The following is a 24,026-nucleotide window of genomic DNA, read 5'->3' as shown; positions in this document are numbered from 1 at the left end:
CTTTTAAACAAGGTTTAATAATGAAACAAGTGATGATTTTAAGCGGGGCAGGTTTGTCTGCTCCAAGTGGTATAAAGACTTTTAGAGCTAGCGGTGGGCTTTGGGAAGAGCATGATGTGATGGAAGTTTGCTCTGCAACTGGCTTTAGAAAAAATCCTAAAAAAGTTTTGGAATTTTATAATAAAAGAAGAAAAGAACTAGCTAGTGTTAAGCCAAATCACGCACATGAAATCATCGCTTTATTAAAACAAAAATTTCCAAAACAAATTAGCATTTTAACGCAAAATGTAGATGATTTATTAGAGCGAGCAGGTTGTGAAGAAGTGGTGCATTTGCATGGCTTTTTACCTGAGCTTAGGTGTTTAGAGTGTGAAAATATTTTTAACATAGACTATGAAAGTAGTGATGATAAAATTTGTCCTAAATGTCAAAGCAAAAGTGTAAGGCACAATATCGTGATGTTTGAAGAAATGGCACCAAATTATAAAATTTTATATGAAAAATTACAAAATTGTGATTTATTTGTATGTATAGGCACAAGCGGGCAGGTTTTACCCGTGGGAGAGTATGCAAGAGTATGCAAGCAAAGTATATTAAACAATCTTGATGAGGATAAATATTTAGAAAGTAATTTCACAAAAGTTTATATAGAAGATGTTTGCACGGCTATTGATAAAATCAAAACCGATATAGAAAATTTCTTGGAAGCAAAATGCTAGAAGTAATCTTACAAGGTATAGTTTTAGGTATGGGTGTGTCTGTGCCTTTTGGACCTGTAAATATTTTGATCTTAAATACTGCTTTGTCTTCTTTTAAAAATGCTTTTTGCGTTGGGCTCGGTGCTTTAAGTGCTGATATACTTTTTTTGATTTTGATTAATCTTGGGCTTTTAAGCTTTGCAAATAATGAATTTTTTTATAAAATACTAGCGGTTTTTGGCTTTTTCTTTTTGAGTTTTTTGGTATTTTTAATGCTAAGAAAAACAAGAAAAGTCGATCTTAACAAGGTAAATAAAACACATCCTTTAAAAGGTTTTAGCAAAGGATTTTTCTTAAATGTTACAAATCCTTATGTTATAGGCTTTTGGGTGAGTGTAGCAGGGCTTAGCATGCAGAGTAAAAACTCTTTTGCCTTGCTTTTTGGTTTGGTTGGTTTTATTGTGTTTTGGATTTTTACTCTATCGTTTTTTGTGTCTAAATTCAAAGCACTTGTAAAAAACAAACATATATTTTACATTAATCTTTTTTCAGCATTTATTTTAGAGTATTTTGCTCTTTCTATGCTGTATAAAGCTTTTATAGGATAGAACATGCAAGTAGTTGAAATTTTTAAAGAATTGAGCAAATTTAAATCCATCACCCCAGATGATGATGGAGCATTAAATTATATTGCAGTGGAGTTAAGTGATTTTGAAGCTTTTTTTATAGAAAAAGAAGGTGTGAAAAATCTTTTGCTGACTAAAAAATTTAGTGATGATGGTGAGCATTTAGCTTTTGGCGGGCATGTAGATGTAGTGCCTGCAGGAGAGGGTTGGAGCAGTGATCCTTTTGAGCCTTTAGAAAAAGATGGGTTTATTTATGTAAGAGGTGCACAAGATATGAAAAGTGGCGTGGCTGCTTTTATGTGTGCAGTTAAGGAGGTAGAAAATTTCAAAGGAAGAATTTCACTGATTTTAACAAGCGATGAAGAAGGCGAGGCTAAATTTGGCACGCTTGAAGTGCTTAAATTTATGCAAGAAAAAGATATGCTACCTGATTTTGCTGTGGTTGCTGAGCCAACTTGTGATAAAAAATTTGGAGATAGTATTAAAATAGGGCGTCGTGGTTCTATCAATGCAAAATTGCTTATCAAAGGCAAACAAGGCCATGTAGCATACCCGCAAAAATGCATTAATCCTGTGCATAATTTTGCTTTTGCTTTGAAATTTTTAGCAGGTTTTGATCTTGATCCAGGCGATGAGGTATTTGCACCATCTAAAATCGTTATTACTGATATACGCGGTGGTATGGAAGTGTGTAATGTAACCCCAAATGATTTAAAATTGATGTTTAATGTAAGAAATTCTCCACAAACTAGCTTAGAAGATGTAAAAGCTTATGTAGAAAAGACTTGTGAAGGACTTGATTATGAGTTGAGCATAAATCAAAGTTCAAATCCTTTTTTAACACAAAGTGATTCTAAAATCGTACAAAAACTAAATGAGAGTGTGCAAAAAATTACTCAAGTAGTGCCAGAACTTAACACCAAAGGTGGTACAAGTGATGCGAGATATTTTGCTGAGTTTGGTGTGAGGGTGGTAGAATTTGGCGTGTGTAATGATAGAATTCATGCAATTGATGAAAGAGTGAGTATAGAAGAGCTTGAAAAATTGTATTTAATTTTTAAAGATTTATTAGAGAATTTTAACTAGGAAAAGCATGGATGTAATAGGAATTTAGAGTAGCCTCTCATTTAAGAGTACCTTGCAGCTACCGGCAAGTTAGCCCTCTAAACTTCTAAAATTATATCATTAATTTTTTAAAATGGAGTTAATAGGAAGTAAAATGTCTTTTGAGCTTGATGTAAGTAGCTATGAAAAAATAGAAAAGCTATTTATCAATTTTAAATTAAAATGTGATTTTAAATTTAGAATGATAAAAGGGATTAATGTTTTGCATTTTGGATATTTGTGGGGAGCTTGCAAAGAAGCACAAAAGATTTTAGAAAAAAATCAAAAATGTGAAGATTTGTTTGAGCTAATTATGAAAATTTATTCCAAAAGACGCAAAAATCATCAAGCAAATTTTTTACTTTTACAATGTTATGAAAATGCTCTAAGAAGTACTTTAGCAGTAAAAATAGCAAATTTGTATAATAAGTTAGATGATGATTGGTTTAAATCTAGCGAAGAGGCTTTTAATCCTGCTTTAAAAAGTCTTTTAAAAAAAGTTAAAAAGAGATGTCAAAAAATAGATGAATATAATAGCACTTGGCAAATTTTTGATGATTTTTGTCTGATTGATTTAGAAGAGATATTAATAGATCATTGGAGTGAATTTGCTTATATATTTAAAGATAAAAAAATATATAAAAATCAAGTCTTACCAAGTTTTGGCACCAAAGAACATCTTAAAACAAAACTAAGCCAAATAAGAAAAGCTAGAAATGAAACCTATCATAATAAACCTACAAAAATAAAATTTAAAAAAGATTTGGAAATTTTACTTTTGAGATTTGGTTATAATTTAGAAGATGCTATTGATATTGGAGAGATAAAAGAAGCTGTTATTTTAAGATTTAATTATAATAATGTAAGTGAGTAAGTATTTTAAGTAAAATAAGTAAAGGTTTTAAATGATTATCAATGGGCAAAAGCTTGAGTTAAAAGAGCTTAGATTTATGGATTATGTTAAAGAAAAGCAATTAAAAATAGAATTTATTGCCTTAGAATTAAACGGAGAAATTATCCCAAGGGATAAATTTGAAAATTTGATTTTAAAAGAAAATGATAAAGTAGAGATTGTTACTTTTGTAGGTGGTGGTTGATGAGAATTAAATTTAATGGTAGTATGATAGACACGCATTTTAAAAATACTTTGGATTTTTTTCAAAGTGTGAGTAAAAATGAAAATGATGTATGGATAGTCAATGGTTTTGCAACAAAAGAAAGTTTGGAGCTAAAAGAAAATGATGAGCTTTTTTGTATAGAAAAAAATACTTTACCACCATATGAAGCTCTTGATGCGATGATGAGAGCAAGACATACTCCAAAACTTCATGATAAGCTTAAAAAGGCAAGTGTGGCAGTGTGTGGGCTTGGTGGACTTGGCTCGCATATAGCTATAAATTTAGCAAGAAGTGGGGTTGGTAGGCTTCATTTGATTGATTTTGATGTGGTTGAGCCAAGTAACCTTAATCGTCAAGCTTATATAGTGGAAGATTTGGGTAAATTTAAGGCTGAAGCTTTAAAAGATCAAATCGCTAAAATTAATCCTTTTATAGAAGTATTTGCACAAGTTTTAAAAATAGAAAAAGAAAATATAGCCAAACTTTTTACAAATGATGATATAGTTTGTGAAGCCTTTGATAGTGCAAAATATAAAGCGCTTTTAGCGCAAAATTTTCATCAACACTATCCTCAAAAAACATTAATTTGTGCTTCTGGCTTAGCAGGATATGGCGATAGCAACAGCATACAAACAAGAAAAATTGCAAAAAACTTTTATGTTTGTGGTGATTTAAAAAACGAGGCAAAAGTAGGTAATGGACTTATGGCACCGCGTGTAAATATTTGTGCAGGACATCAAGCAAATTTAGTTCTAGAACTTTTAGCGAGCGAGTAATGGAAAAATTAAAAATAGGAAAATATGAGTTTAATTCCAGGTTTATTCTAGGTTCTGGGAAATTTTCTTTTGAGCTTATAAAATCAGCCATTGAAGAAGCAAAAGTTGAGATTATCACCTTAGCTTTGCGTAGGGTAAATGATAAAGGTATAGAAAATATACTTGATTTTATCCCAAAGCATATTAAGCTTTTACCAAATACTTCAGGTGCAAGAAATGCTAATGAGGCATTGCGTATAGCAAGACTTGCAAGAGAGCTTGGTTGTGGAGATATGATTAAGGTCGAAGTAATTAGCGATAGTAAATATTTATTACCGGATAATTATGAAAGTATAAAAGCAGTAGAACTTTTAGCAAATGAGGGTTTTACACCTTTAGTTTATATGTATCCTGATTTATATGCAGCGCGTGCTATGGCTAATGCGGGAGCTGCTGCTATAATGCCTCTTGGAGCTCCTATAGGAAGCAATAAGGGCTTAAAAACTAAAGAATTTATACAAATTTTACTTAATGAAATTAGCTTACCTATTATAGTAGATGCAGGTATAGGAAATCCAGCACAAGCTTGTGAAGCCATGCAAATGGGAGTAAGTGCAGTGATGGCAAATACCGCCATAGCTCAAGCTAAAGATGTAGCAAAAATGGCAAAGGCTTTTGCTTTGGCTATAGAAGCAGGATATAATGCGTATTTAGCAGGTATAGCAAATGAAAGTACGCCAAGTGCAAGCTCGCCTTTGAGTGGTTTTTTAAGAGATTAAAATGCAAAAATATCCTCATATGCAAAGTATTGAAAGTGAGATTTTAACTAAGGTTTTAAAAGAAGTTGAAAATTTTGATGAAAGTAAATTTAGCGCTTTTGATGTAAAACAAGCTTTAGTTAAAGATTATCTTAACATAGAAGATTTGAAAGCTTTGCTTTCAAGCGCAGCGGAAGATTTTATAGAAGATTTAGCACAAAAATCAAGCAAGATTACTCAAAAATATTTTGGAAATTCCATTTCACTTTTTACACCTTTATATCTTTCTAATTTTTGCAATAGCAAATGTACTTATTGTGGATTTCAAAAAGGAAATAATATTAAAAGAGCTAAGCTAAACGAGGCTGAAATTCACAAAGAAATGCAAGAGATTAAAAAAAGTGGCTTGGAAGAAATTTTACTCTTAACAGGTGAGGGTAGGGAATATGCTAGCGTAGAATATCTTACCAAAGCTTGCGAGATAGCAAAAGAGTATTTTAAGGTCGTGGGAATTGAAGTTTATCCTATGAATGTAGATGAGTATGTATTGCTTCATGAAAAGGGTTGTGAATATGTAAGTGTTTATCAAGAAACTTATAATCAAAAAACTTATTCTAAAATTCATATTGAAGGTGAAAAAAGTGTATTTGAGTATCGTTTTCATGCACAAGAGCGAGCATTAAAAGCAGGTATGAGAGGGGTTGCTTTTGGAGCTTTACTTGGCGTGGATGATTTTAGAAAAGATGCTTTTGCTACGGCTTTACATGCGTATTTTTTACAGCAAAAATACCCTCATGCTGAAATAGCTTTATCTATCCCTAGATTAAGACCTATTATTAATAATAAAAAAATTCATCCAAAAGATGTAAGCGAAACAAGACTTTTGCAGGTTTTATGTGCTTATAGATTATTTTTACCTTTTGCAAGTATTACGATTTCTACGCGTGAAAGAGCAGGATTTAGAGATGGGGTTATTAAACTTGGAGCTACTAAAATGAGTGCAGGTGTAAGCGTGGGGGTAGGTGAGCACCAAGGTGATAAAAAAGGTGATGATCAGTTTCAAATTAGTGATATGCGTAGTGTTGATGAGGTTTTAGCTATGTTAAAAAATGCAAATTTACAAGCTATAATGAGCGATAGTATTTATGTGGGATAAAAAAATCATTGCTATTAGCGATAGTCAAAATACCCAAGGAGATTTTTTAAATTTTATTGAAAAACTAAGTCAAAGTAGTATTGATGCTTTAGTGCTTAGAGAAAAACATTTGGATGAGTTAGAATATACTAAATTAGCCAAAGAAGTATTAAAAATTTTTAATAAAACTCAAAAAATTTGCTTTTTGCATTATCATTATGAAGCTTGTTTAAAATTAAATCATCAATTTTTTCATGCTCCCTTAATAATTTTACAAAATTACCCACAAAGTTATAAAAAATTTGAGCTTTTGGGTACTTCTATCCATTCTAAAGAAGAATTAGATTTAGCTTATAAGTTTAAAGTAAATCATGCTTTTTTCGGACATGTATTTGAAAGCTCATGTAAGGCTGATTTAACACCAAAGGGTATAAAAAATTTAAAAGATTTGTTAGAAGTTTCAAAAATACCCATTTATGCCATAGGTGGGATAAATATCCAAACTATAAATCACTTAAAAGATTTAAATTTAGCAGGCGTATGTATAAGAGAAGCTTTGTATAAAAGTAAAGATGTAAAAAACTATGTTTTAAAGTGTAAAGATCTTTTAGTCCAAAAGGACTAAAAGATTATAGCCAGAAAAAGTATGCAATTACTGCAAGTGCGATTGAGCAAAAGATATTTAATATAATCCCAACTTTTACCATTTCTTGTTGTTTAATATGTCCTGTACCAAAAACTATAGCATTTGGTGGTGTAGCAACTGGTAGCATGAAAGCACAAGAAGCACCAATAGCAATGATTAAAGCAAGTCCTAAAGCAGGAACACCTAAAGTATCTGCTATAGAGATAAATAAAGGCACAAGTAAGGCTGCTGAAGCAGTATTTGAGGTAAATTCAGTTAAAAATACTATAAAAAATGCCACAATTAAACCTATAATAAATAAATGTCCATTTTCTATAAATGAAATGATAGTATCAGCCATTACTTTACTAGCGCCAGAATCTCTTAATACTACACTTAGAGTGATGCCTCCACCAAAGAGCATTAATACACCCCAATCGGTATTTTTTTGTATATTTTTCCAATCAATTACTTTAAAAGCACATACTAAAACAGCAGCCAATAAAGCAATAATTGCATCAAGATTTGCTATTTTGTGTCCAAAAATACTTGTGATGATAGGACTGATATTACCACTAAAAATCCAAGATAGTGCAACGACTAAAAAGATTATTAAAGTGATGATTCTAGGTCTTGTAAGTTCTATATTTTCAGTATGTAAATCAACTTGTAGATTAAATTTAGGTTTAAACATAAAGTATAAAATTAAAATCATTGCAGGTAGGAAAATTAAAACAATAGGAATTCCGTATTTTAACCATTGTGCAAAAGTAATGTGTAATTGAGTGGCAACGATTGCATTTGGTGGAGTTCCTACTATGGTGCCTATACCACCTATACTCGCACTAAAAGCTATACCTAAAAGGATGAAAACATAAGTATTTCTATCTTTTTGCGGATCAAGTGAAGCTAACATACCTATAGCAAGCGGAAGCATCATAGCTGCTGTTGCGGTATTACTCATCCACATAGATAAAAACGCAGTGGTAATAAAAATATACAAACTAGAAAGGCCTAAATGCCCTTTTGCTAATGTTAAAATTTTATGTGCAATAAGTTTGTCTAATTTTTGATGATGCATAGCTGCGGCCAAAGCAAAACCACCAAAAAATAAAAAGATATTAGAATCAGCAAAACCTGTTAAAGCTTTAGCGGTGGGTAGTAATCCCAAAATAGCAGCTAAAACAGGTACTAAAATAGCTGTAATAGTAACATGCAAAGCCTCGCTAAGCCATAAAACGGCAATAAAAATTAACAAAGATAAACCTTGGTTTACTTTAGTTTCACCAAAAGGGGAAAAATAAAGCAAAGCGATAAATAACACTAAATCAGCAACGACTATAAGTGTTTTTGTATTTGAACTCATTTAACAACTCCTTTAAAATATTGCAGTTTTGTAACATATTCTAAATGAATTTTCTTTTAAATATCAATTTTTGTATAAAATTTTTTCAATAAAATTATTCTTGTGTGAAAAAAAGTAAGTTTTAGTAAAATTTATTTGTTTTTGGTATAATTTTTGCTAATTAAAAATCATAAAATAATAAAGATGATTCTAAGGAAAAAAAGATGTTAAAAAAAGTATTTGTATTTGTTTTAGCTTTATTTTTTAGCGCATGTGCTGTAAATTCTAAAAATCAAAGTGTTGCAAAAGTTAATGAGCTTATAAAAATTCAAGCACAATGTTATAATCCTTCTGATTTTAAAGCATATGAAGCAAAAATTAAAGGCCTTGTGTATATTAGTGATGTGGGACTTAAGTATTGCGCAAATAAAAGAACAATTGATAAAAGTGCTTCCTTAAAAAAAGTTTATATTCATAGGGTATATGATTTAAATGAGAATTTAAAATATTCTTCTTCTAATGGAAGTAATTATTACATCAATGAAAATTTCAACTATTATTTTTATGTGTTTTTAAAAGAAGAATTAGAAAATAGAGGTATAGTTGTAGTAGAAGATACACAAGATTCTCCTTATGTTTTAAGAGTAGATTTAAGTTTTAATGATTTTTATTCTAAATTTGATTCTAATTCTTTATTTTCAATTATTGCTAGTCAATTGACACTAAAAGATATTAATACCAATAAAACTATTAATATTAAAACCAAACAAGAAGTTAAAGGTTTTTATAATATCAAAGATCTGCCTTTTTTCACTCAGCTTCTTATAAAACAAGTGGCTAATAAATCTGCAGATATTATCAGCTCTTTGTGAGGTGTTTTAATTGCCATGGATTTTCCTTTGCGAGTTTTTGTCCAGCTTGCAAGGAAGAGCTTTTAGAATATTCTTTAGGTATAAGAGAACTTGAGGGAAATTTTAAAGTTTATTATTTTTATCAATATGAGCAAATTAAGCATTTGATTTATTTTAAACACAAATTTCAAGGCTATTTTGTTTTAAATGCTTTAGCAAAATTGAGTTTTGCTAAATTTGAGGATTTTTTTCAACCATCTTGTAAAATTAATGCTATAGCTTTAGATGACAAAACATATAAAAATTACTCTCATACTGCTATTTTAACTAAATACTTAAATACTAAATTTATAAAACCTATGTATCACACCTTGCAAGCTAGTTCAGAATTTAAATATAGTGGTAAAAGTTTGAAATTTCGTAAAGATAATAAAAGATCTTATAAGCTTTTAAAGCGTCCAAAATATCCTGTAATTTTAGTAGATGATGTGATAACTACTGGATTAAGTTTATTAGAGGCAAAAGAGCTTTTAGAAAAAAATAATATTGAAGTGCTTTTTGCTTTAGTTTTGGCTAATGCAAAATTTGATACAATATAGGCATTAATTTTAAGGATTTTTATGGAAAATATTTTTACTAAAGATTCAGATATTGAAAATATAGATATAGAAAGTTCTATAAAAAGTAGTTATTTAGATTATTCTATGAGTGTTATTATAGGCCGTGCCTTACCTGATGCTAGAGATGGGCTTAAACCTGTTCATAGAAGAATTTTATATGCTATGAATGATTTAGGTGTTGGAAGTCGTAGTGCATACAAAAAATCAGCGCGTATAGTGGGTGATGTAATCGGTAAATATCATCCACATGGTGATACAGCTGTATATGATGCTTTAGTAAGAATGGCGCAAGATTTTTCTATGCGTTATCCAAGCGTAGATGGACAAGGAAACTTCGGTTCTATTGATGGCGATGGTGCTGCTGCGATGCGTTATACTGAAGCTAGGATGACGATTTTAGCTGAAGAGCTTTTGCGTGATATAGAAAAAGATACGGTTGATTTTATACCAAATTATGATGATTCTATGAGTGAGCCTGATGTTTTACCTGCTAGGGTCCCAAATTTATTGCTTAATGGTTCAAGTGGTATTGCAGTGGGTATGGCTACCAATATTCCTCCGCATAGCTTAAATGAGCTTATTGATGGTTTGCTTTATTTAATTGATAATAAAAACGCAAGTTTAGAAGAAATAATGCAATTTATTAAAGGACCTGATTTTCCAACCGGTGGTATTATCTTTGGTAAAAAAGGTATTATAGAAGCATACCGCACAGGTCGTGGCAGGGTAAAAGTAAGAGCAAAGACCCATATAGAAAAAAGAGCTAATAAAGATATTATTGTAATAGATGAACTTCCTTATCAAACTAACAAAGCAAGATTAATAGAGCAAATCGCTGAACTTGCCAAAGAAAAACAAATTGAAGGTATTGCTGAAGTTAGAGATGAGAGTGATAGAGAAGGAATTCGCGTGGTGATTGAGCTAAAACGCGATGCTATGAGTGAGATTGTGTTGAATAATCTTTTTAAATCTACCACCATGGAAAGCACTTTTGGTGTGATTATGCTTGCTATACATAATAAAGAGCCAAAAGTTTTTTCTTTAATTGAGCTTTTAAATTTATTCTTAAATCATAGAAAAACTGTAATTATTAGAAGAACTATTTATGAATTGCAAAAAGCTAGAGCTAGAGCGCATATTTTAGAAGGTTTGAAGATTGCGCTAGATAATATTGATGAAGTGATAGCTTTGATTAAAAACTCTCCTGATAACCCAACGGCTAAAAATTTATTAATGCAAAAATTTGGTCTAAGCGAGCTTCAATCTAATGCTATTTTAGATATGAAATTAGGTCGTTTAACAGGTCTTGAGAGAGAAAAAATTGATAATGAATTAAGGGAATTATTAGCAGAAATAGAGAGGCTTGATCAAATTTTAAAAAGCGAAACTTTGCTTGAAAATTTAATCAAAGATGAGTTAAAAGAAATCAGAACAAAATTTGATGTACCAAGAATCACTCAAATTGAAGAAGACTATGATGATATTGATATAGAAGATTTAATACCAAATGAAAATATGGTAGTTACTATCACTCATCGTGGCTATATTAAGCGTGTTCCAAGTAAGCAATATGAAAAACAAAAACGCGGTGGTAAAGGCAAGGTTGCAGTTACAACTTATGATGATGATTTTATAGAAAGTTTCTTTACGGCAAATACACATGATACCTTGATGTTTGTTACTGATCGCGGACAGCTTTATTGGCTTAAGGTTTATAAAATTCCTGAAGGAAGTAGAACTGCTAAAGGCAAAGCTGTGGTTAATCTCATTAATTTACAAGCAGATGAAAAAATCATGGCAATTATTCCAACCACTGATTTTGATGAAAGTAAATCATTGTGTTTCTTTACTAAAAATGGTATCGTAAAACGCACAAATTTAAGTGAATATCAAAACATTAGAAGCGTGGGTGTAAAAGCGATTAATCTAGATGAAAATGATGAACTTGTTACTGCAATTATCGTAGCAAGGGATGAAAATGAAACTCAAGAACAAAATTATGAAGAAAATTTAGAAAATGAAATGCTTGAACCTAATGAAGAGCTTGATAATACTATCGTTGGTAAAATGCTTTTTGCGGTTACTAAAAAAGGTATGTGCATTAAATTCCCACTTGCTAAAGTTAGAGAGATTGGCCGTGTAAGTAGAGGGGTAACTGCGATTAAATTTAAAGAAAAAGATGATGAGGTTGTGGGTGCTGTTGTTATAGAAAATGACGCTCAAGAAATCTTAAGCGTAAGTGCAAAAGGTATAGGTAAGCGTACTGATGCTGGAGAATATAGACTTCAAAGTAGAGGTGGTAAGGGTGTTATTTGTATGAAACTTACTGCCAAAACAAAAGATTTAATCGGTATAGTCATAGTTGATGAAAGTATGGATTTAATGGCATTAACAAGTAGTGGTAAGATGATACGCGTTGATATGCAAAGCATTAGAAAAGCAGGTAGAAATACAAGTGGTGTAATTGTTGTTAATGTTGAAAATGATGAGGTTGTAAGCATTGCTAAGTGTCCTAAAGAAGAAGATGAGGAATTAGATGCTGAAACTAATATGGATTTAAATTTAGAATAGTAAAATTATTGGAATGCTTTTTGCTATTTTAATAAAATCAAATAAATTGAAGGTGTAAAAAATGAAAAAAGTTATTTTTATGTTTTGTTTAGCTTTGGGTTTTAGTGCTTGTGCACTAGATCAAAGAGGTGTGAATCCAAATCAGACTCAAGCAGCAAATTCTGATGTTGTGGTTCAAAAAGTTGATAAAGATGATGTGCGTAACATCATTAGAGAAGAAAAAATGCTTGCAAATGATACAAGCACAGACAATGATTTAACTTTTACAGCGGTGGGTGAGGGTATTGCTCCTTTAAATACGGTTTCAGTTGGCCAAGCTTTAGCTTTAGCTAAAAGAGCGGCAATTACCGATGCTTATAGACAATTAGCAAGTAAGTTGTATGGTGTCAGAGTTAATGGTAAAGATACAGTAAAAGATGCAATGCTTAAAAGCTCAACTATTACAGCACAGGTAAATGGTTTGATTAAAAATGCAAGTGTTGTAGATCAAGACTTTAAAGATGGTCTTTATAGAGTAAATGTAGAACTTAAAATTGATGCTGACAAGTGGAAAGAATTGTTTGCTTATTAATCCTCATAATTTTTAATGCTACTGCCCAAGATGAATTTATATTTTGGGCAGAACTTTCTAATAAAAATTTTATTCTTTATCATCAAAATGAAACTATTTCTATGGCTATGACTAAAAGTAAAAATAAAAATTTAGAATATGCTTGTGAGTTAGCATATACACCAAGTGATTTGAAATCTTTAATACGCAATGATTTTGGTATGGTGGCTGAAGAAAAGATGACAAAGCTAGATAAATTTAACTTTTTAAATGCTCACAAAAATGATTTAATTGATTGCTTTTTTAACTCAAAAATAGATGTAAAAGACTTTGTAAAAAGTGAACAAGCAAGTGCGCAAAGTGAAACTTATGTGAGAATTTTGCCACTAAGATTTATAGTTGAATTTCACGATAATAGTGCCTTTGTATATTATCTTAAATAAATACAAAGCTTGCTTTTATAAAAATCAAGTTAAAATACTTAAAAAAATATTAAGAGTAAAAGATGTATAAAAGTATCCCTCGTTATTTATTATTTAAATATCTGCGTTTTGATAAAGATCAACCCTTTATTATGCTTTCAAAAATTTTAGCCTTTTTAGGTGTAAGTATAGGACTTTGTGTGCTTTTAGTTGCAATGGCCATTATGAATGGCTTTGATAAAGAATTTGAGAGAAAACTTTTTACTATGAATTACCCTATCACTATATTACCGCGTTTTGGGGCAAATGTAGATGATAAATTGTTGCAAGAATTAAGAAGCAAATTTCCAAATTTATTATTTAGCCCTTATATTGCTACTCAGGTTATAGCAAGAAATGATTTAAAATTGGAAGGCGGTATGCTTTTTGGGGTTAATTTTGAAGATGAAAAAAAGATCAATGAGGTAGTAGCTCAAGCTTTAAAAGATAAAAAAATAGATAATTTTGATATTTTAATTGGTAAGGGCTTAAAAGATGAATTTGGACTTGATTATAATGAAAAAATTACCTTAATTTTTTCCAATCTTGATGCAAGCGGATTTTCGCTTATTCCAAAAGTTAAAAGATTTGATGTTATGGCTGATTTTTCTTCAGGTTTGTTAGCTTATGATAAAGCTTATATGTATACAGATGTAAAAGCTTTAGCTAAGATTTTGTCATATCCCCAAGGAAGTTATGATGGGGTACATGTATATTCAAATAAGCCTTTTGAGGATATTAAACAAATTGAAGCTTTTTTGGGTGCAAGATATGCTAGTATAGGCTGGTGGGAGCAAAATGGAAATTTCTTTGCAGCATTAGCTTTAGAAAAAAGAGCTTTGTTTATAGTATTGATGTTGATTATTTTGGTTGCAAGTTTAAATATAGTAAGTTCTTTATTAATGATAGTAATGAATCGTCGTAGTGAGATAGCTTTGCTGCTTTCTTTGGGAGCTAGTAAGTTAGAGATTAAAAAAACATTTTTTTCTTTAGGATTTTTGATAGGTGGAGGTGGTATCGTAGCAGGTGTGATACTTGCAGCTATTGCTTTGTGGATACTTGGAAATTTTGACATTATTTCTTTACCAAGTGATGTTTATGGCATGAGTAAGCTACCTTTGGAGCTTTCTTTTGTTGATTTTTGTACTACGATTTTTGGTGCTATTATGATTGTGAGCTTGTCTTCTTATTATCCTGCTAAAAAAGCAACACAAGTAGATATTTTAGACACTTTAAGAAACGAATAAATTGAAAAATTTATTCGTTTAAGAATTTTTGAATTTCATTGAAAAAGTTTTCATAACTGATATCTTTAATGGTTTTAATAAATTTTCCATTCTCATCAATCAAATAAAATTCGCCACTATGTGCTATAGAATATCCCATAGCAGAATCTTTAAGATTGATTTTTTCATATACTACGCCATAATTTTTAGTAACTTTTTCTAATTCTTTTTCATCTTTAGCAACTAATGCAGTTGAATTTGGGTAAAAATACTTTACCCATTGGCTAGTTTGAGTTAAGTTGTTATCTCTTGCTGGATCTAGTGAGATAAATATCACATGAGCTTTTTCTTTATTTGGCATTTTTTCTAAAACATTAGCAATCAAGGCAAGCTCACTAGGACAGACATCAGGACAATATGTATAGCCAAAATATACAATTAGTTTTTTACCGATAAAATCTTTTAGACTAAGTATGCCTTTTTCAGAATTTAAGTGAAAATTGTATTTGTTGTTTTCAAAATACTGCACAGATATAAAAAATACTCCAAAAATTACCACAATTAATAAAAAAATATTTATTTTTTTCAAATTTTACCTCTTTACATCAAAGTCAAAATAAAAACCTAGTGGAGTTTCATCATCAAAAAGCTCTATTCTAAAACGCATTATATCTAGAGTGCAAGAACTTAAAACTAATTTAGCATGATAAGTATTGTTTATTTTTTTAAATTGTGGAACAATATCTCCCATATACATATTAAGTCCATAAACCCTAGCATTAAGTTTTTTAAACTCACCTAAATTGGTAATATTTAAATCAAGCTCATTTAATGTAGTAATAGGCTTTGGATTTAAATTTACTAAGACTTTTTTATCCTTAAAATTGTATTCACATTCTTGAATGTTTAGATCACATGTTAGAGGTGTTAAAGTGGTAATTAATTCTCTCTTTTTTCCGGTATTTGATGAATTGGTGTAAAAATAAGCCCCGCATATAGCAAAGACTATAGCTAAGGCAAAGACAAGTAGATTTTTCATTATTTTTTAATGCTTCTTGACTTGATATCTTTTAGTTCAATTGTACTATTATCATCAAAATAAAGAGTTAGATTGGCCTTTGTTTGCGGTGTGATATTTTCTTTGAGATTTAGTATCATAATGTGCATCCCACCAGGTTTAAGTTCAGTGCTTGAATTAGCTTTTATTGTGATTTGAGGAATTTGAACCATCATTTTTTTACCATCTTTCATAATATGATCATGAATTTCAGCTGTATCGCTTAATGAACTTTGAGCTTTTATGAGTTTAATATCTTTGTTGGAGTTGTTTTTAAGTTCTAAAAAAAATGCCGTTGTTTTAGAATTAGGTGGAGTTTGTCTTACATAAGGATCATTTATAGTAATTTGATTTGAAAAAGCAAAAGTGCTTAATATGGCTAAACTAAGTAATTTTTTCATTATTTTTCCTTTTTTTGTTTTTGGTTATTTGTAAAACATTATACACGGAAAAAATTAAAAATATATTTATTGTAAAAATATTATAATTAGCTCTTTGTTGTTTTAATTTTTAATAGAAAGGTGAAAATTGTTTAAAATTATATTAGCATTGTTTAGTTTGGCTGTGTTTGCAAATGCAAATAATCTTGCAAAAATTTATCTAAACGAAGGTATTGATGCAGTTGAAAGGGTATTGGAGCAAGAGTTAAGTAAAAAAGATTTTTGGCTTGATGAGATAAAAGACAAAAATATTAGTTTAGGATATTATGAGGAAAATGTTGCAATAGTTTTAACAAATAAAAGTGATAAAATTATTAGAGTTTATCACTACAATGATGGAAAAGTAGAAAAGAAATTTATCCAAAGGGATGTTTTAACAGGTTTAGCTGGAGATAAAGAAGTAGAAGGAGATTTAAAAACTCCAATAGGTTTTTACGAACTTGGAAAGAAATTTTATCCTGGTGATCCATATTATGGCCCATTTGCATTTGCAACAACTTACCCAAATGTTTTAGATAAAACTTTGGGTAAAACAGGTGGTGGTATTTGGATTCATGGCTATCCTTTAGATGGAACACGCTTGGATACTTATAAAACTAGAGGTTGTATTGCTGTGCATAATGATTTATTGGAAGATTTTAATAAATTAGTAGCTGATAGAAAATCTTATGCAATGACAGAAGAGAAAAATAAAGTAAGAGCAACTCATGATGAAATAGCGATTTTACTAGCTAATTTATTTGCCTGGAAAGATAGTTGGCAAAAAAGTGATATAAATAAGTATTTATCTTTTTATGATAAAAAAATTTTTAAACATAATAATAAATCTACTTATGAGCAATTTGCAAAAAATAAAGAAAGAATTTTTGCAAAGAGAGAAAAAAAGAGCATTAAATTTTCAGATCTTAGCATAAGTCCTTATCCAAATGATAAAAATGAGAAAATTTTTAGAATAGGATTTTATGAAGACTATCGTAGTACTAACTATAAATTCAAAGGAGAAAAAGTCCTTTATGTTAAGCTAGTTGAAGATAAAATGCAAATTTTAGCTGAACAATAATGGCATATATAAAAATTGATCGTTTGGCTTATGAGTATAATCTTGACTTAATAGCCTCTAAAGCAGGAGGTTATCAAAAAGTAATATGTGTTTTTAAAGATAATGCTTATGGACATGGAGCTAAGCTTTTAGCTCCTATAGCTAGAGCAAAAGGTATAAATTTTATAGCGGTAAAAAATGAAACTGAAGCAAAAGAGCTTGAAGATATTTTTGATAATATCTTAATTCTATCCCATCATCCACATGGCAATGAAAGTGAAAAATTTATTTATGCTTTAAATGATAAAAATGATATTAAAAAATTCAAGCAAAATATAAAAATTCATTTAGTTGTAGATACAAATATGCATAGAAATGGAATTATACCTGAAGAAATTCAAGAAGTGATACAAGAACTACAAAGTAATAATTTAATACTTCATGGAGTGATGATGCACTTTGCAGGAAGTGATGAAATAGATGCTAGTTATTTTGTGCAAAAACAAAAATTTAAACAAGCTAAAGAGCTAATATATACTTTGCTTTGTGATGAAGCTAAAAAGCTTATATTTCATTCACATAATTCTGAAGCATTGTTTAGAGCAAGCGAGCTTGGGTGCGATGAGTATTGTAGAGTAGGGCTTGTGCAATTTGGCTATGCGCATTTTAATAAAGACTTACGCAAAGTTTTAAGTTTATGGGCTGAAAAATTAAGCCAAAGAGTGTTGAAAAAAGGTCAAAGTGTTGGTTATGGTGGTGTATATAATGCAAAAGAAGATCTTGAAATAGCAACTTATGATTTAGGTTATGCAGATGGGCTTTTGCGTTATGATGGAAAACAAGATTTTTTTCTTCCTAATGGTAAGAAATTGCTTGGAAAAATGTCTATGGATAGTTTTTCTTGTGAGAATGATGAAGATGAAATTTGTGTTTTAAATGATGCAAATATTATGGCTAGTTTTTTTAATACTATCAACTATGAAATTTTAGTCAAACTTTCTCCAAATTTGAAAAGAATTTTAGTTTAAGATAAAAAGTGTTAATATATCTAAAGAAAGGGCAAATATGGCATTTTTAAATTGGGCTATTTTAATTTTATTTTTATTTATAGTATTTTTATTGATAAATCGTTATGAGAGAAAAATAAAAATTTTATATAAAAATATTGAAATCTTGAAAAATGAGTGTAAAAAAAATAGTGAAAATATAGAAAAAAATAGAATTTTAATTGAAAAAAATAGATCAAATATCGAAGATATAAAAATTCAAGATTAATTTTTATCTTGAAGTATTTTTGCTATCAATTCTAATGGATGTAAAAAATGCGTGGAGGATTTTTCATGCTCTAATGCATTTGAAATTTGCATTCTACAAGCTGAACATTCTGCACTGATAATTTCCACATTGCTTTTTTGTATATTTTGAGCTTTTCTTATACCAACTTGCAAAGCTTTTTCATAGTGATCAGTTTGCATACTAACACCGCCAAAACCACAGCATTCATTTGAGTTAATAAGTTCTTTGAAAGTATAGTTTTGTTTAAGCAAGGCTCTAGGTTCTTTAAAAACACCTTGCATTTTTCTTGCATGACAAGGATCGTGGTATGCAATTTTTGTCTTTAATTTTTTCTTTGTTTTTAAAAGCTCTTCTAGTTTAGTATATTCATAAAAATATTTTGTTGCAAGTAGTATTTTACTAGAAATATTTTTAGCTCTTATAGCCCATTCTTCATCTTTTTGCATGTGGAAAAAATGTTCATAGTCTATATTAATCATCGCAGAACAGGTTGCTTCAGGGATAATGATATAATCTAGAGTTTTTAATTTTTCTTCAAAATAAACGATATTTTTTTTAGCTAAAATTTCTACACTTTTAAAATCTCCAGTAAAATAATGAGGAGCACCGCAACAAGATTGATCTTTTAATAAATCTACATTGATTTTAAGATGTTTACAAATTTCAAGCAAAGCAAAGCCCGTATTTGTATAAGAGTAATTTGACAAGCAGCCTATAAAAAGTCCTATGGCTTTTTCACCTTGATTATTTATGAAATCAGGATTAGAAGCTAGAAAGCTTTTTTTAGCTAAAGAAGGAAGCAAACGATCTTTTTTAATTAAAGGTAGGTTAAATTTAGCTTTCATTCCCAAATTTTTATGTTGTAAACTAAAAGCACAGCTTTGGAAAACATAACCAAATCTTGCTAAAATATCTAGAATTTTTCTGCGTCTTAGAAAAAAGAAAGCAAGTTTTTTGTACCAAGCAATGCCAAATTTTTGTGCTATATCGTAACGCACTTTTTCAATAGCGCTATCCACTCTTAAATGGCTTGGACAAGCTTCAACGCAATTTGTACACAAAAAACATGATTCAAATATTTTTTTAAGATTTTTATCAAGCTCTAGTTCTTGGTTTTCATAAGCACTGATTAAATCTAAAAAGCCACGAGGGGAAGTACTTTCATCGCGATTTATTTCATGTATGGTGCAAACTGGTATGCATTTTCCGCATTTTACGCAAGCATTAGAAATTTCATTAACATTTAACATATTAAACCGTTTTAGAGAAAACTTTTTTATCTTCGCTAATGCGTTTTAAATATTTATCAAAACACATAGCAATATTACGGATTAAAAGCACTCCTGTTTCATTAACTTTGATATGAGTTTTATCTATGTTGATAAATTCATTAAGTTTTTGGAGTTCTTCTAAATCTTGCTTAAAATATTCAAAAAAATCAATCTTAAATTTACTTTCAATATTTTTTATATTAAGAGCAAAATTACTCATAAGTTCCATAATAACAGCTTTTCTTAGTTCATCATCATCATCAAGCATAATACCTTTTTCGCAAGGCAATCGACCTTCATCGATAGCCTTTTCGTAGCTTGGCATATCTTTGAAATTTTGCATATAGTGTCTTTTACCTTCGCCTATACTTGTTAGGCCAATCCCGATTAAATCAGTTCCGCCTTTTGTAGTATAGCCTTGAAAATTTCTATGCAAACTACCATTTTCTAAGGCTTTAAAAAGTTCATCTTGTGGTTTTGCAAAATGATCCATTCCTATCATTTTATAACCATTTTGAGTTAAAAATTTTTCACAATATTCTAAAATTTGAAGTTTTACATCAGGACTTGGTAGAGTGTTTTCGTCAAATTTTCTCATATTTTTTTTAAGCCAAGGCACATGTGCATAATTAAAAATAGCAAAGCGATCGGGATTAATCAGCAGTGCTTTTTCTAAAGTTTGCTTAAAACTTTCTAGACTTTGATAAGGAAGGCCATAAATTAAATCCATATTTACTGAATTTATCCCTTTTTTTCTTACCATATCTACTGCATTTTTGGTAAGTTCAAAAGGTTGAATTCTATGAATTTCCTTTTGAACCTTTTCGTTAAAATCTTGCACACCAAAACTAATACGGTTGAAGCCATTTTGAATTAAAACATCAGCTTGTTCTTCATTTAAGAATCTAGGATCAATTTCACAACTTACTTCACTATCTTGGGTAAAATTTGGAAAAATGCTTTTTATTTTAAAAATCAAACTTTGCAATTGTTTAGCAGAAAAAAAAGTAGGTGTACCACCACCAAAATGCATTTGAGCTACTTCTCTTTGTGTGTCAATGGTATTTGTTAAAAGATCAAGTTCTTTAAAAAGATAATTTAAATACCTTTCTTTACTTTCTTCTTTTGCGGTATATATTACATTACAACCGCAAAAATAACAAGCACTCCTGCAAAAAGGCAAATGAAAATATAAAGATAATTGTGCTGTTTGTTGTTTTAAAATTTTTATATAGTCTTCATATTTAAAATGGGTGTTAAATTCTATTGCAGTAGGATAAGAAGTGTATCTAGGTCCTGCTTTGGAATATTTAACAAAATTTTTATAATCTCTCATTTTTTACCTTTTTGCATCATTTCTTTCATGTTTATAAATAAGTTAGGATGTTTTGTATGAATATTGCTGATTAATTGATCTAAATCAATATTAACTTCTTTTATACCTTTGGAAACTTGATGTTTAATCTCATCCATTGCGACTGTCCATACATCATTAAAGTCAATAGGAATTTGTTGATAGATAGCCTTTTCTAGTTTAAGTTCAAAATTATCCTTTTGTATCTTTTTGGCACTTTGTAAAAACTCAATCAGAGTTTTTACAGAAAACATAGTTTTAACTTCATCATTTTCATCTACTATAAACCATGGTTCGGGTGCTAAATTATGGCCATTTTTTAGACTTAACTTTTTTTCTTTATCGTTAATGTGGGTTAGATGAAATATAGTTTGATTGTGTTTTTCTATGCCCAAATGATTAGATAATTCATTGATTACATCTTGAGAGCTTTTTTTGCTTAGACTATTCAATCTCACTCCTTATTTGTTAATAATTTTGCAATTTCTTTTGCATGATAAGTTATGATAAGCTTAGCTCCAGCTCTTTTAAAAGCAAGCATAGTTTCAAGTACTATTTTTTCATAGTCAATCACACCTGCTTTTTGACCTGCTTTTAACAAAGCATATTCCCCGCTTACATTATACACACAAAGTGGAAGTTTAGAATGATTTGCTATATCTTTTACTACATCTAAATACGCAAGTGCTGGTTTTACCATTAAGATGTCAGCGCCTTGTTTTTCATCTTCTAAGCTCTCACATAAGGCTTCTTTACCATTGGCAAAATCCATTTGATAGGTTTTTCTATCTCCATAACTTGGTGCAGAATCAGCCACATCTCTAAAAGGCCCATAATAGGCTGAAGCAAATTTAGTAGAATAAGCCATAATAGGTAAATTTTCAAAACCATTTTCATCTAAAGTTTTTCTTAAAGTTTCAATAATACCATCCATCATGCCGCTTGGTGCTATCATATCTGCACCGTTTTTAGCATGAATTAGAGCTTGTTTGGCTGAAATTTCTAAAGTTAAATCATTATCTACGCTTTCACTTTTTGGATCAATAATACCACAATGCCCATGATCAGTATACTCACAAAAACAAAGATCGGTAATTACTACCAAATCAGGAAATTTTGCTTTAATAGCTCTTAGACTTGTAGCAATCAAGCCATCATCGCTTAATGCATCACTTCCACAACTATCTTTTTTGGAACTTTCTAACACGCCAAATAAAATAATCGCTTTAATACCAAGATTAATTAACTCCTCACATTCTTTTAAAATTTCATCTAAGCTCATTTGAAACACACCTGGCATAGACATGATTTCATTTTTAATATTAGCACCATTGATAACAAAAAGTGGATAGATTAAATCATCTAAATTTAAGGTATTTTCTTTTACTAAGCTTCTAATATTCTCATTAAGTCTTAATCTTCTAAAGCGTTTAAACATAAATTTCCTTTTTGTTTGTTAAAATTGTTTAAATTCTAGCATATTTTTTATAAAAAAGGTAAAGTAAAATAATGACTATTCAAATTTCTGAAATAGCAAAACTCCCCACTCGTTTTGGGGAATTTAATATACAAAGTTTTAAAGAAAATGATAAAGAACATCTTTGTATTTTTAAAGGAAAATTGGAAAAAGAAGTTAATATTAGAATCCATTCAGAATGTTTAACAGGGGATGTTTTAGGAAGTTTAAAATGTGATTGTGGAGAACAGCTTGATTTTTCTTTAAAATACATTCAAGAGCATGGTGGTATGGTGATTTATCTAAGGCAAGAAGGAAGAGGTATAGGACTTTTTAATAAAATTAATGCTTATGCTTTGCAAGATAAGGGTTTTAATACCATAGAAGCAAATCATCAATTAGGTTTTAAGGCAGATGAGCGTAGTTATGAAATAGTAGAATTTATACTTAAGCATTATAAGATTTCTAAAATTAACCTTTTAACTAATAATCCTGAAAAGCTAAATTCATTAAAAGAAAAAATTAATTTAAGAGTGCCTATTTTAATAAAAGCAAATCGTTTTAATAAAGATTACTTAGAAATTAAATATACACAAATGGGACATCTAAATTGAAAAAATACGAAGAGCAATTAAATTTTTTAAAAGATTTTGCAAATAAAGATGATTTTTTTAAAAAAATCACGCTCTATAAAGAGTTGTTAGAAAAATTTAATGCTGTGCATAATTTAACTCATTTTGAAAATATAGATGAAAATATTATTGATAGTGTTAAAATTTTAGACTTTTATGATTTGAGTAATAAAAAAAAGATCATTGATATTGGAAGCGGGGCTGGTTTTCCTGCATTATTTTTAGCTTGTATTTTGCAAAATAATGAATTTTTTCTTTTTGAGCCTAGCGCTAAAAAGGCTTCATTTTTAAGGGTGGTTAAAACTGAACTTAATTTGATAAATGTAAATATCATAAAAGAAAAATTACAAAACTATCCACCTTTTAAAGTAGATTTAATTACTTCAAGAGCTTTGATGGATGTAAAACCTTTGGTAGAAATTTCAAATGGTTTTTATGATAAAAATACTTTATTTTTGCTTTATAAAGGAAGTGAAGTTTATGATGAATTGCAAGAATTGAAAGATTATCAAATTTTTAATCAAGGCTTTAGGAATTATTGTCTTTTAAAGATAAAGGAAAAATTATGTTAATTTTTGGACATCCTTTGATAAATATGCAAAAATTTAGTCATTATGAAAATATTTTTATCAAAACAAATGTAAATTGTTTTAACTATAATGAACAAAATATAAAAAGTGCAAAAGAGGAAAAAATAGATTTTGCTATATATGCCAAGAATGAGGAAGAAATTTTACTTTCTAATGCACTAGGAGCAAAATATATTTTAATAGAAGATGAGAGATTAGCAAAAATTGCCTCAAAAATGGCTGAGTTTTATATGTTTGACTCTAAAATTTTATTTTTACTTGATGTTTTAGATAATAATTTAAAAAAAGCTTATGAGTTAAGCGTTGATGGAGTGTGTTTAAAATCTTATATCACTCAAACTAAACCCATTAAGGGTTTAGTTTAATTATTTAAAACTTTTTCTTCCTAGCATCTTCTAAGATATCATTAGCTATTTGATTGACATTGTCTGCAACTATAGCGCTGTCG

Annotated in this window: 29 protein-coding genes; 21 read left to right on the top strand and 8 right to left on the bottom strand. The window is 29.6% G+C overall.

The window, feature by feature from the left end:
- The first annotated feature begins 20 nt into the window (after positions 1-20).
- The 9 genes from L8U04_RS07310 to L8U04_RS07270 all read left to right on the top strand — a co-directional run bounded on the left by L8U04_RS07310 (position 21) and on the right by L8U04_RS07270 (position 6,819).
- On the top strand, positions 21-719 hold the full coding sequence (locus L8U04_RS07310) for an SIR2 family NAD-dependent protein deacylase (protein WP_220567304.1): 699 nt from the start codon (positions 21-23) through the stop codon (positions 717-719).
- A complete protein-coding gene (locus L8U04_RS07305; protein WP_263709751.1) occupies positions 713-1,306 on the top strand; it encodes a LysE family translocator in 594 nt (197 codons plus the stop codon). The genes L8U04_RS07310 and L8U04_RS07305 overlap by 7 nt, the downstream gene beginning before the upstream one ends.
- Before the next feature lie 3 nt (positions 1,307-1,309).
- Complete coding sequence (gene dapE / locus L8U04_RS07300) at positions 1,310-2,410, top strand: succinyl-diaminopimelate desuccinylase (protein ID WP_263665055.1); 1,101 nt, start codon at positions 1,310-1,312, stop codon at positions 2,408-2,410.
- A 133-nt stretch (positions 2,411-2,543) separates the two neighbouring features.
- Entirely contained in the window at positions 2,544-3,302 is a 759-nt protein-coding gene (locus L8U04_RS07295) for a CAAX protease (protein ID WP_263709750.1), read from the top strand.
- A 31-nt stretch (positions 3,303-3,333) separates the two neighbouring features.
- Complete coding sequence (gene thiS / locus L8U04_RS07290) at positions 3,334-3,525, top strand: sulfur carrier protein ThiS (protein ID WP_066006795.1); 192 nt, start codon at positions 3,334-3,336, stop codon at positions 3,523-3,525.
- Positions 3,522-4,322 carry a thiamine biosynthesis protein ThiF gene (thiF, locus tag L8U04_RS07285; protein WP_263709748.1) on the top strand — a complete coding sequence of 267 codons (801 nt, stop codon included), beginning with the start codon at positions 3,522-3,524 and terminating at the stop codon, positions 4,320-4,322. The genes thiS and thiF overlap by 4 nt, the downstream gene beginning before the upstream one ends.
- A complete protein-coding gene (locus L8U04_RS07280) occupies positions 4,322-5,080 on the top strand; it encodes a thiazole synthase (protein WP_133319804.1) in 759 nt (252 codons plus the stop codon). Before thiF ends, L8U04_RS07280 begins: the two co-directional genes overlap by 1 nt.
- A gap of 1 nt (position 5,081) precedes the next feature.
- Positions 5,082-6,215 carry a 2-iminoacetate synthase ThiH gene (gene thiH / locus L8U04_RS07275; protein ID WP_263709747.1) on the top strand — a complete coding sequence of 378 codons (1,134 nt, stop codon included), beginning with the start codon at positions 5,082-5,084 and terminating at the stop codon, positions 6,213-6,215.
- Complete coding sequence (locus tag L8U04_RS07270) at positions 6,205-6,819, top strand: thiamine phosphate synthase (RefSeq protein WP_263662965.1); 615 nt, start codon at positions 6,205-6,207, stop codon at positions 6,817-6,819. Before thiH ends, L8U04_RS07270 begins: the two co-directional genes overlap by 11 nt.
- Positions 6,820-6,823: 4 nt before the next feature.
- Here L8U04_RS07270 and L8U04_RS07265 read toward each other — a convergent pair whose 3' ends face one another.
- Positions 6,824-8,185, bottom strand: coding sequence for a DASS family sodium-coupled anion symporter (locus L8U04_RS07265; protein WP_133319807.1), 1,362 nt, complete (start codon positions 8,183-8,185; stop codon positions 6,824-6,826).
- A gap of 203 nt (positions 8,186-8,388) precedes the next feature.
- Between L8U04_RS07265 and mapA the strand changes: the two genes are divergently transcribed.
- The 6 genes from mapA (at position 8,389) to L8U04_RS07235 (ending at position 14,464) form a co-directional block, all read left to right on the top strand.
- Positions 8,389-9,036, top strand: coding sequence for an outer membrane lipoprotein MapA (gene mapA / locus L8U04_RS07260; protein WP_263709746.1), 648 nt, complete (start codon positions 8,389-8,391; stop codon positions 9,034-9,036).
- Positions 9,033-9,614, top strand: a complete 582-nt coding sequence (locus L8U04_RS07255) for a ComF family protein (RefSeq protein ID WP_133319809.1) — start codon at positions 9,033-9,035, stop codon at positions 9,612-9,614. Before mapA ends, L8U04_RS07255 begins: the two co-directional genes overlap by 4 nt.
- A gap of 21 nt (positions 9,615-9,635) precedes the next feature.
- A complete protein-coding gene (gyrA, locus tag L8U04_RS07250) occupies positions 9,636-12,206 on the top strand; it encodes a DNA gyrase subunit A (RefSeq protein WP_263662962.1) in 2,571 nt (856 codons plus the stop codon).
- A gap of 61 nt (positions 12,207-12,267) precedes the next feature.
- Positions 12,268-12,777 (top strand): LPP20 family lipoprotein, encoded by a 510-nt coding sequence (locus tag L8U04_RS07245; protein WP_133319811.1) that lies wholly within the window; start codon positions 12,268-12,270, stop codon positions 12,775-12,777.
- Positions 12,753-13,199, top strand: a complete 447-nt coding sequence (locus L8U04_RS07240) for a hypothetical protein (RefSeq protein ID WP_133319812.1) — start codon at positions 12,753-12,755, stop codon at positions 13,197-13,199. Before L8U04_RS07245 ends, L8U04_RS07240 begins: the two co-directional genes overlap by 25 nt.
- 62 nt (positions 13,200-13,261) lie before the next feature.
- Positions 13,262-14,464 (top strand): ABC transporter permease, encoded by a 1,203-nt coding sequence (locus L8U04_RS07235; protein WP_263709745.1) that lies wholly within the window; start codon positions 13,262-13,264, stop codon positions 14,462-14,464.
- A gap of 10 nt (positions 14,465-14,474) precedes the next feature.
- On the opposite strand, the gene L8U04_RS07230 is transcribed toward L8U04_RS07235, so the two are convergent.
- Genes L8U04_RS07230 through L8U04_RS07220 form a run of 3 tightly spaced genes read right to left on the bottom strand, consistent with a single transcriptional unit; the run spans position 14,475 to position 15,901 of the window.
- Positions 14,475-15,032: an SCO family protein gene (locus tag L8U04_RS07230; RefSeq protein WP_220725290.1), complete on the bottom strand. Its 558-nt coding sequence runs from the start codon at positions 15,030-15,032 to the stop codon at positions 14,475-14,477.
- Between the two features lie 3 nt (positions 15,033-15,035).
- Entirely contained in the window at positions 15,036-15,482 is a 447-nt protein-coding gene (locus L8U04_RS07225) for a hypothetical protein (RefSeq protein WP_133319815.1), read from the bottom strand.
- The gene (locus L8U04_RS07220) at positions 15,482-15,901 is read right to left on the bottom strand and encodes a copper chaperone PCu(A)C (protein WP_133319816.1); all 420 of its coding nucleotides are present in this window, start codon (positions 15,899-15,901) and stop codon (positions 15,482-15,484) included. The genes L8U04_RS07225 and L8U04_RS07220 overlap by 1 nt, the downstream gene beginning before the upstream one ends.
- Positions 15,902-16,028: 127 nt before the next feature.
- Here L8U04_RS07220 and L8U04_RS07215 point away from each other — a divergent pair, with 127 nt between their 5' ends.
- The 3 genes from L8U04_RS07215 to L8U04_RS07205 are packed head-to-tail and all read left to right on the top strand — an operon-like array spanning position 16,029 to position 18,254.
- Positions 16,029-17,000 carry a L,D-transpeptidase family protein gene (locus L8U04_RS07215; protein WP_133319817.1) on the top strand — a complete coding sequence of 324 codons (972 nt, stop codon included), beginning with the start codon at positions 16,029-16,031 and terminating at the stop codon, positions 16,998-17,000.
- On the top strand, positions 17,000-18,007 hold the full coding sequence (locus L8U04_RS07210) for an alanine racemase (RefSeq protein WP_220567288.1): 1,008 nt from the start codon (positions 17,000-17,002) through the stop codon (positions 18,005-18,007). The genes L8U04_RS07215 and L8U04_RS07210 overlap by 1 nt, the downstream gene beginning before the upstream one ends.
- 37 nt (positions 18,008-18,044) lie before the next feature.
- On the top strand, positions 18,045-18,254 hold the full coding sequence (locus L8U04_RS07205) for a hypothetical protein (RefSeq protein ID WP_133319819.1): 210 nt from the start codon (positions 18,045-18,047) through the stop codon (positions 18,252-18,254).
- On the opposite strand, the gene L8U04_RS07200 is transcribed toward L8U04_RS07205, so the two are convergent.
- Genes L8U04_RS07200 through hemB form a run of 4 tightly spaced genes read right to left on the bottom strand, consistent with a single transcriptional unit; the run spans position 18,251 to position 22,338 of the window.
- Positions 18,251-19,525 carry a (Fe-S)-binding protein gene (locus L8U04_RS07200; RefSeq protein WP_263709744.1) on the bottom strand — a complete coding sequence of 425 codons (1,275 nt, stop codon included), beginning with the start codon at positions 19,523-19,525 and terminating at the stop codon, positions 18,251-18,253. The genes L8U04_RS07205 and L8U04_RS07200 overlap by 4 nt on opposite strands.
- 1 nt (position 19,526) lies before the next feature.
- On the bottom strand, positions 19,527-20,882 hold the full coding sequence (gene hemN / locus L8U04_RS07195; RefSeq protein WP_263709743.1) for an oxygen-independent coproporphyrinogen III oxidase: 1,356 nt from the start codon (positions 20,880-20,882) through the stop codon (positions 19,527-19,529).
- Positions 20,879-21,352, bottom strand: a complete 474-nt coding sequence (locus L8U04_RS07190; protein ID WP_220567285.1) for a DUF2603 domain-containing protein — start codon at positions 21,350-21,352, stop codon at positions 20,879-20,881. Before L8U04_RS07190 ends, hemN begins: the two co-directional genes overlap by 4 nt.
- 2 nt (positions 21,353-21,354) lie before the next feature.
- Positions 21,355-22,338, bottom strand: a complete 984-nt coding sequence (hemB, locus tag L8U04_RS07185) for a porphobilinogen synthase (RefSeq protein WP_263709742.1) — start codon at positions 22,336-22,338, stop codon at positions 21,355-21,357.
- A gap of 71 nt (positions 22,339-22,409) precedes the next feature.
- Here hemB and ribA point away from each other — a divergent pair, with 71 nt between their 5' ends.
- From ribA to L8U04_RS07170, 3 genes are read left to right on the top strand one after another with little or no spacing between them, the layout of a single operon-like run.
- Positions 22,410-22,970: a GTP cyclohydrolase II gene (gene ribA / locus L8U04_RS07180; RefSeq protein ID WP_220567283.1), complete on the top strand. Its 561-nt coding sequence runs from the start codon at positions 22,410-22,412 to the stop codon at positions 22,968-22,970.
- Positions 22,967-23,560, top strand: coding sequence for a 16S rRNA (guanine(527)-N(7))-methyltransferase RsmG (rsmG, locus tag L8U04_RS07175; RefSeq protein ID WP_263676569.1), 594 nt, complete (start codon positions 22,967-22,969; stop codon positions 23,558-23,560). The genes ribA and rsmG overlap by 4 nt, the downstream gene beginning before the upstream one ends.
- Entirely contained in the window at positions 23,554-23,943 is a 390-nt protein-coding gene (locus L8U04_RS07170; protein ID WP_133319826.1) for a hypothetical protein, read from the top strand. Before rsmG ends, L8U04_RS07170 begins: the two co-directional genes overlap by 7 nt.
- Positions 23,944-24,026: the final 83 nt, after the last annotated feature.

The organism is Campylobacter sp. IFREMER_LSEM_CL908 (genome assembly GCF_025771545.1).
Lineage (GTDB): Bacteria > Campylobacterota > Campylobacteria > Campylobacterales > Campylobacteraceae > Campylobacter_D > Campylobacter_D lari_D.
The sequence above is the reverse complement of the archived record's forward strand: the minus strand, read 5'-3'. Positions and strand labels throughout refer to the sequence as shown.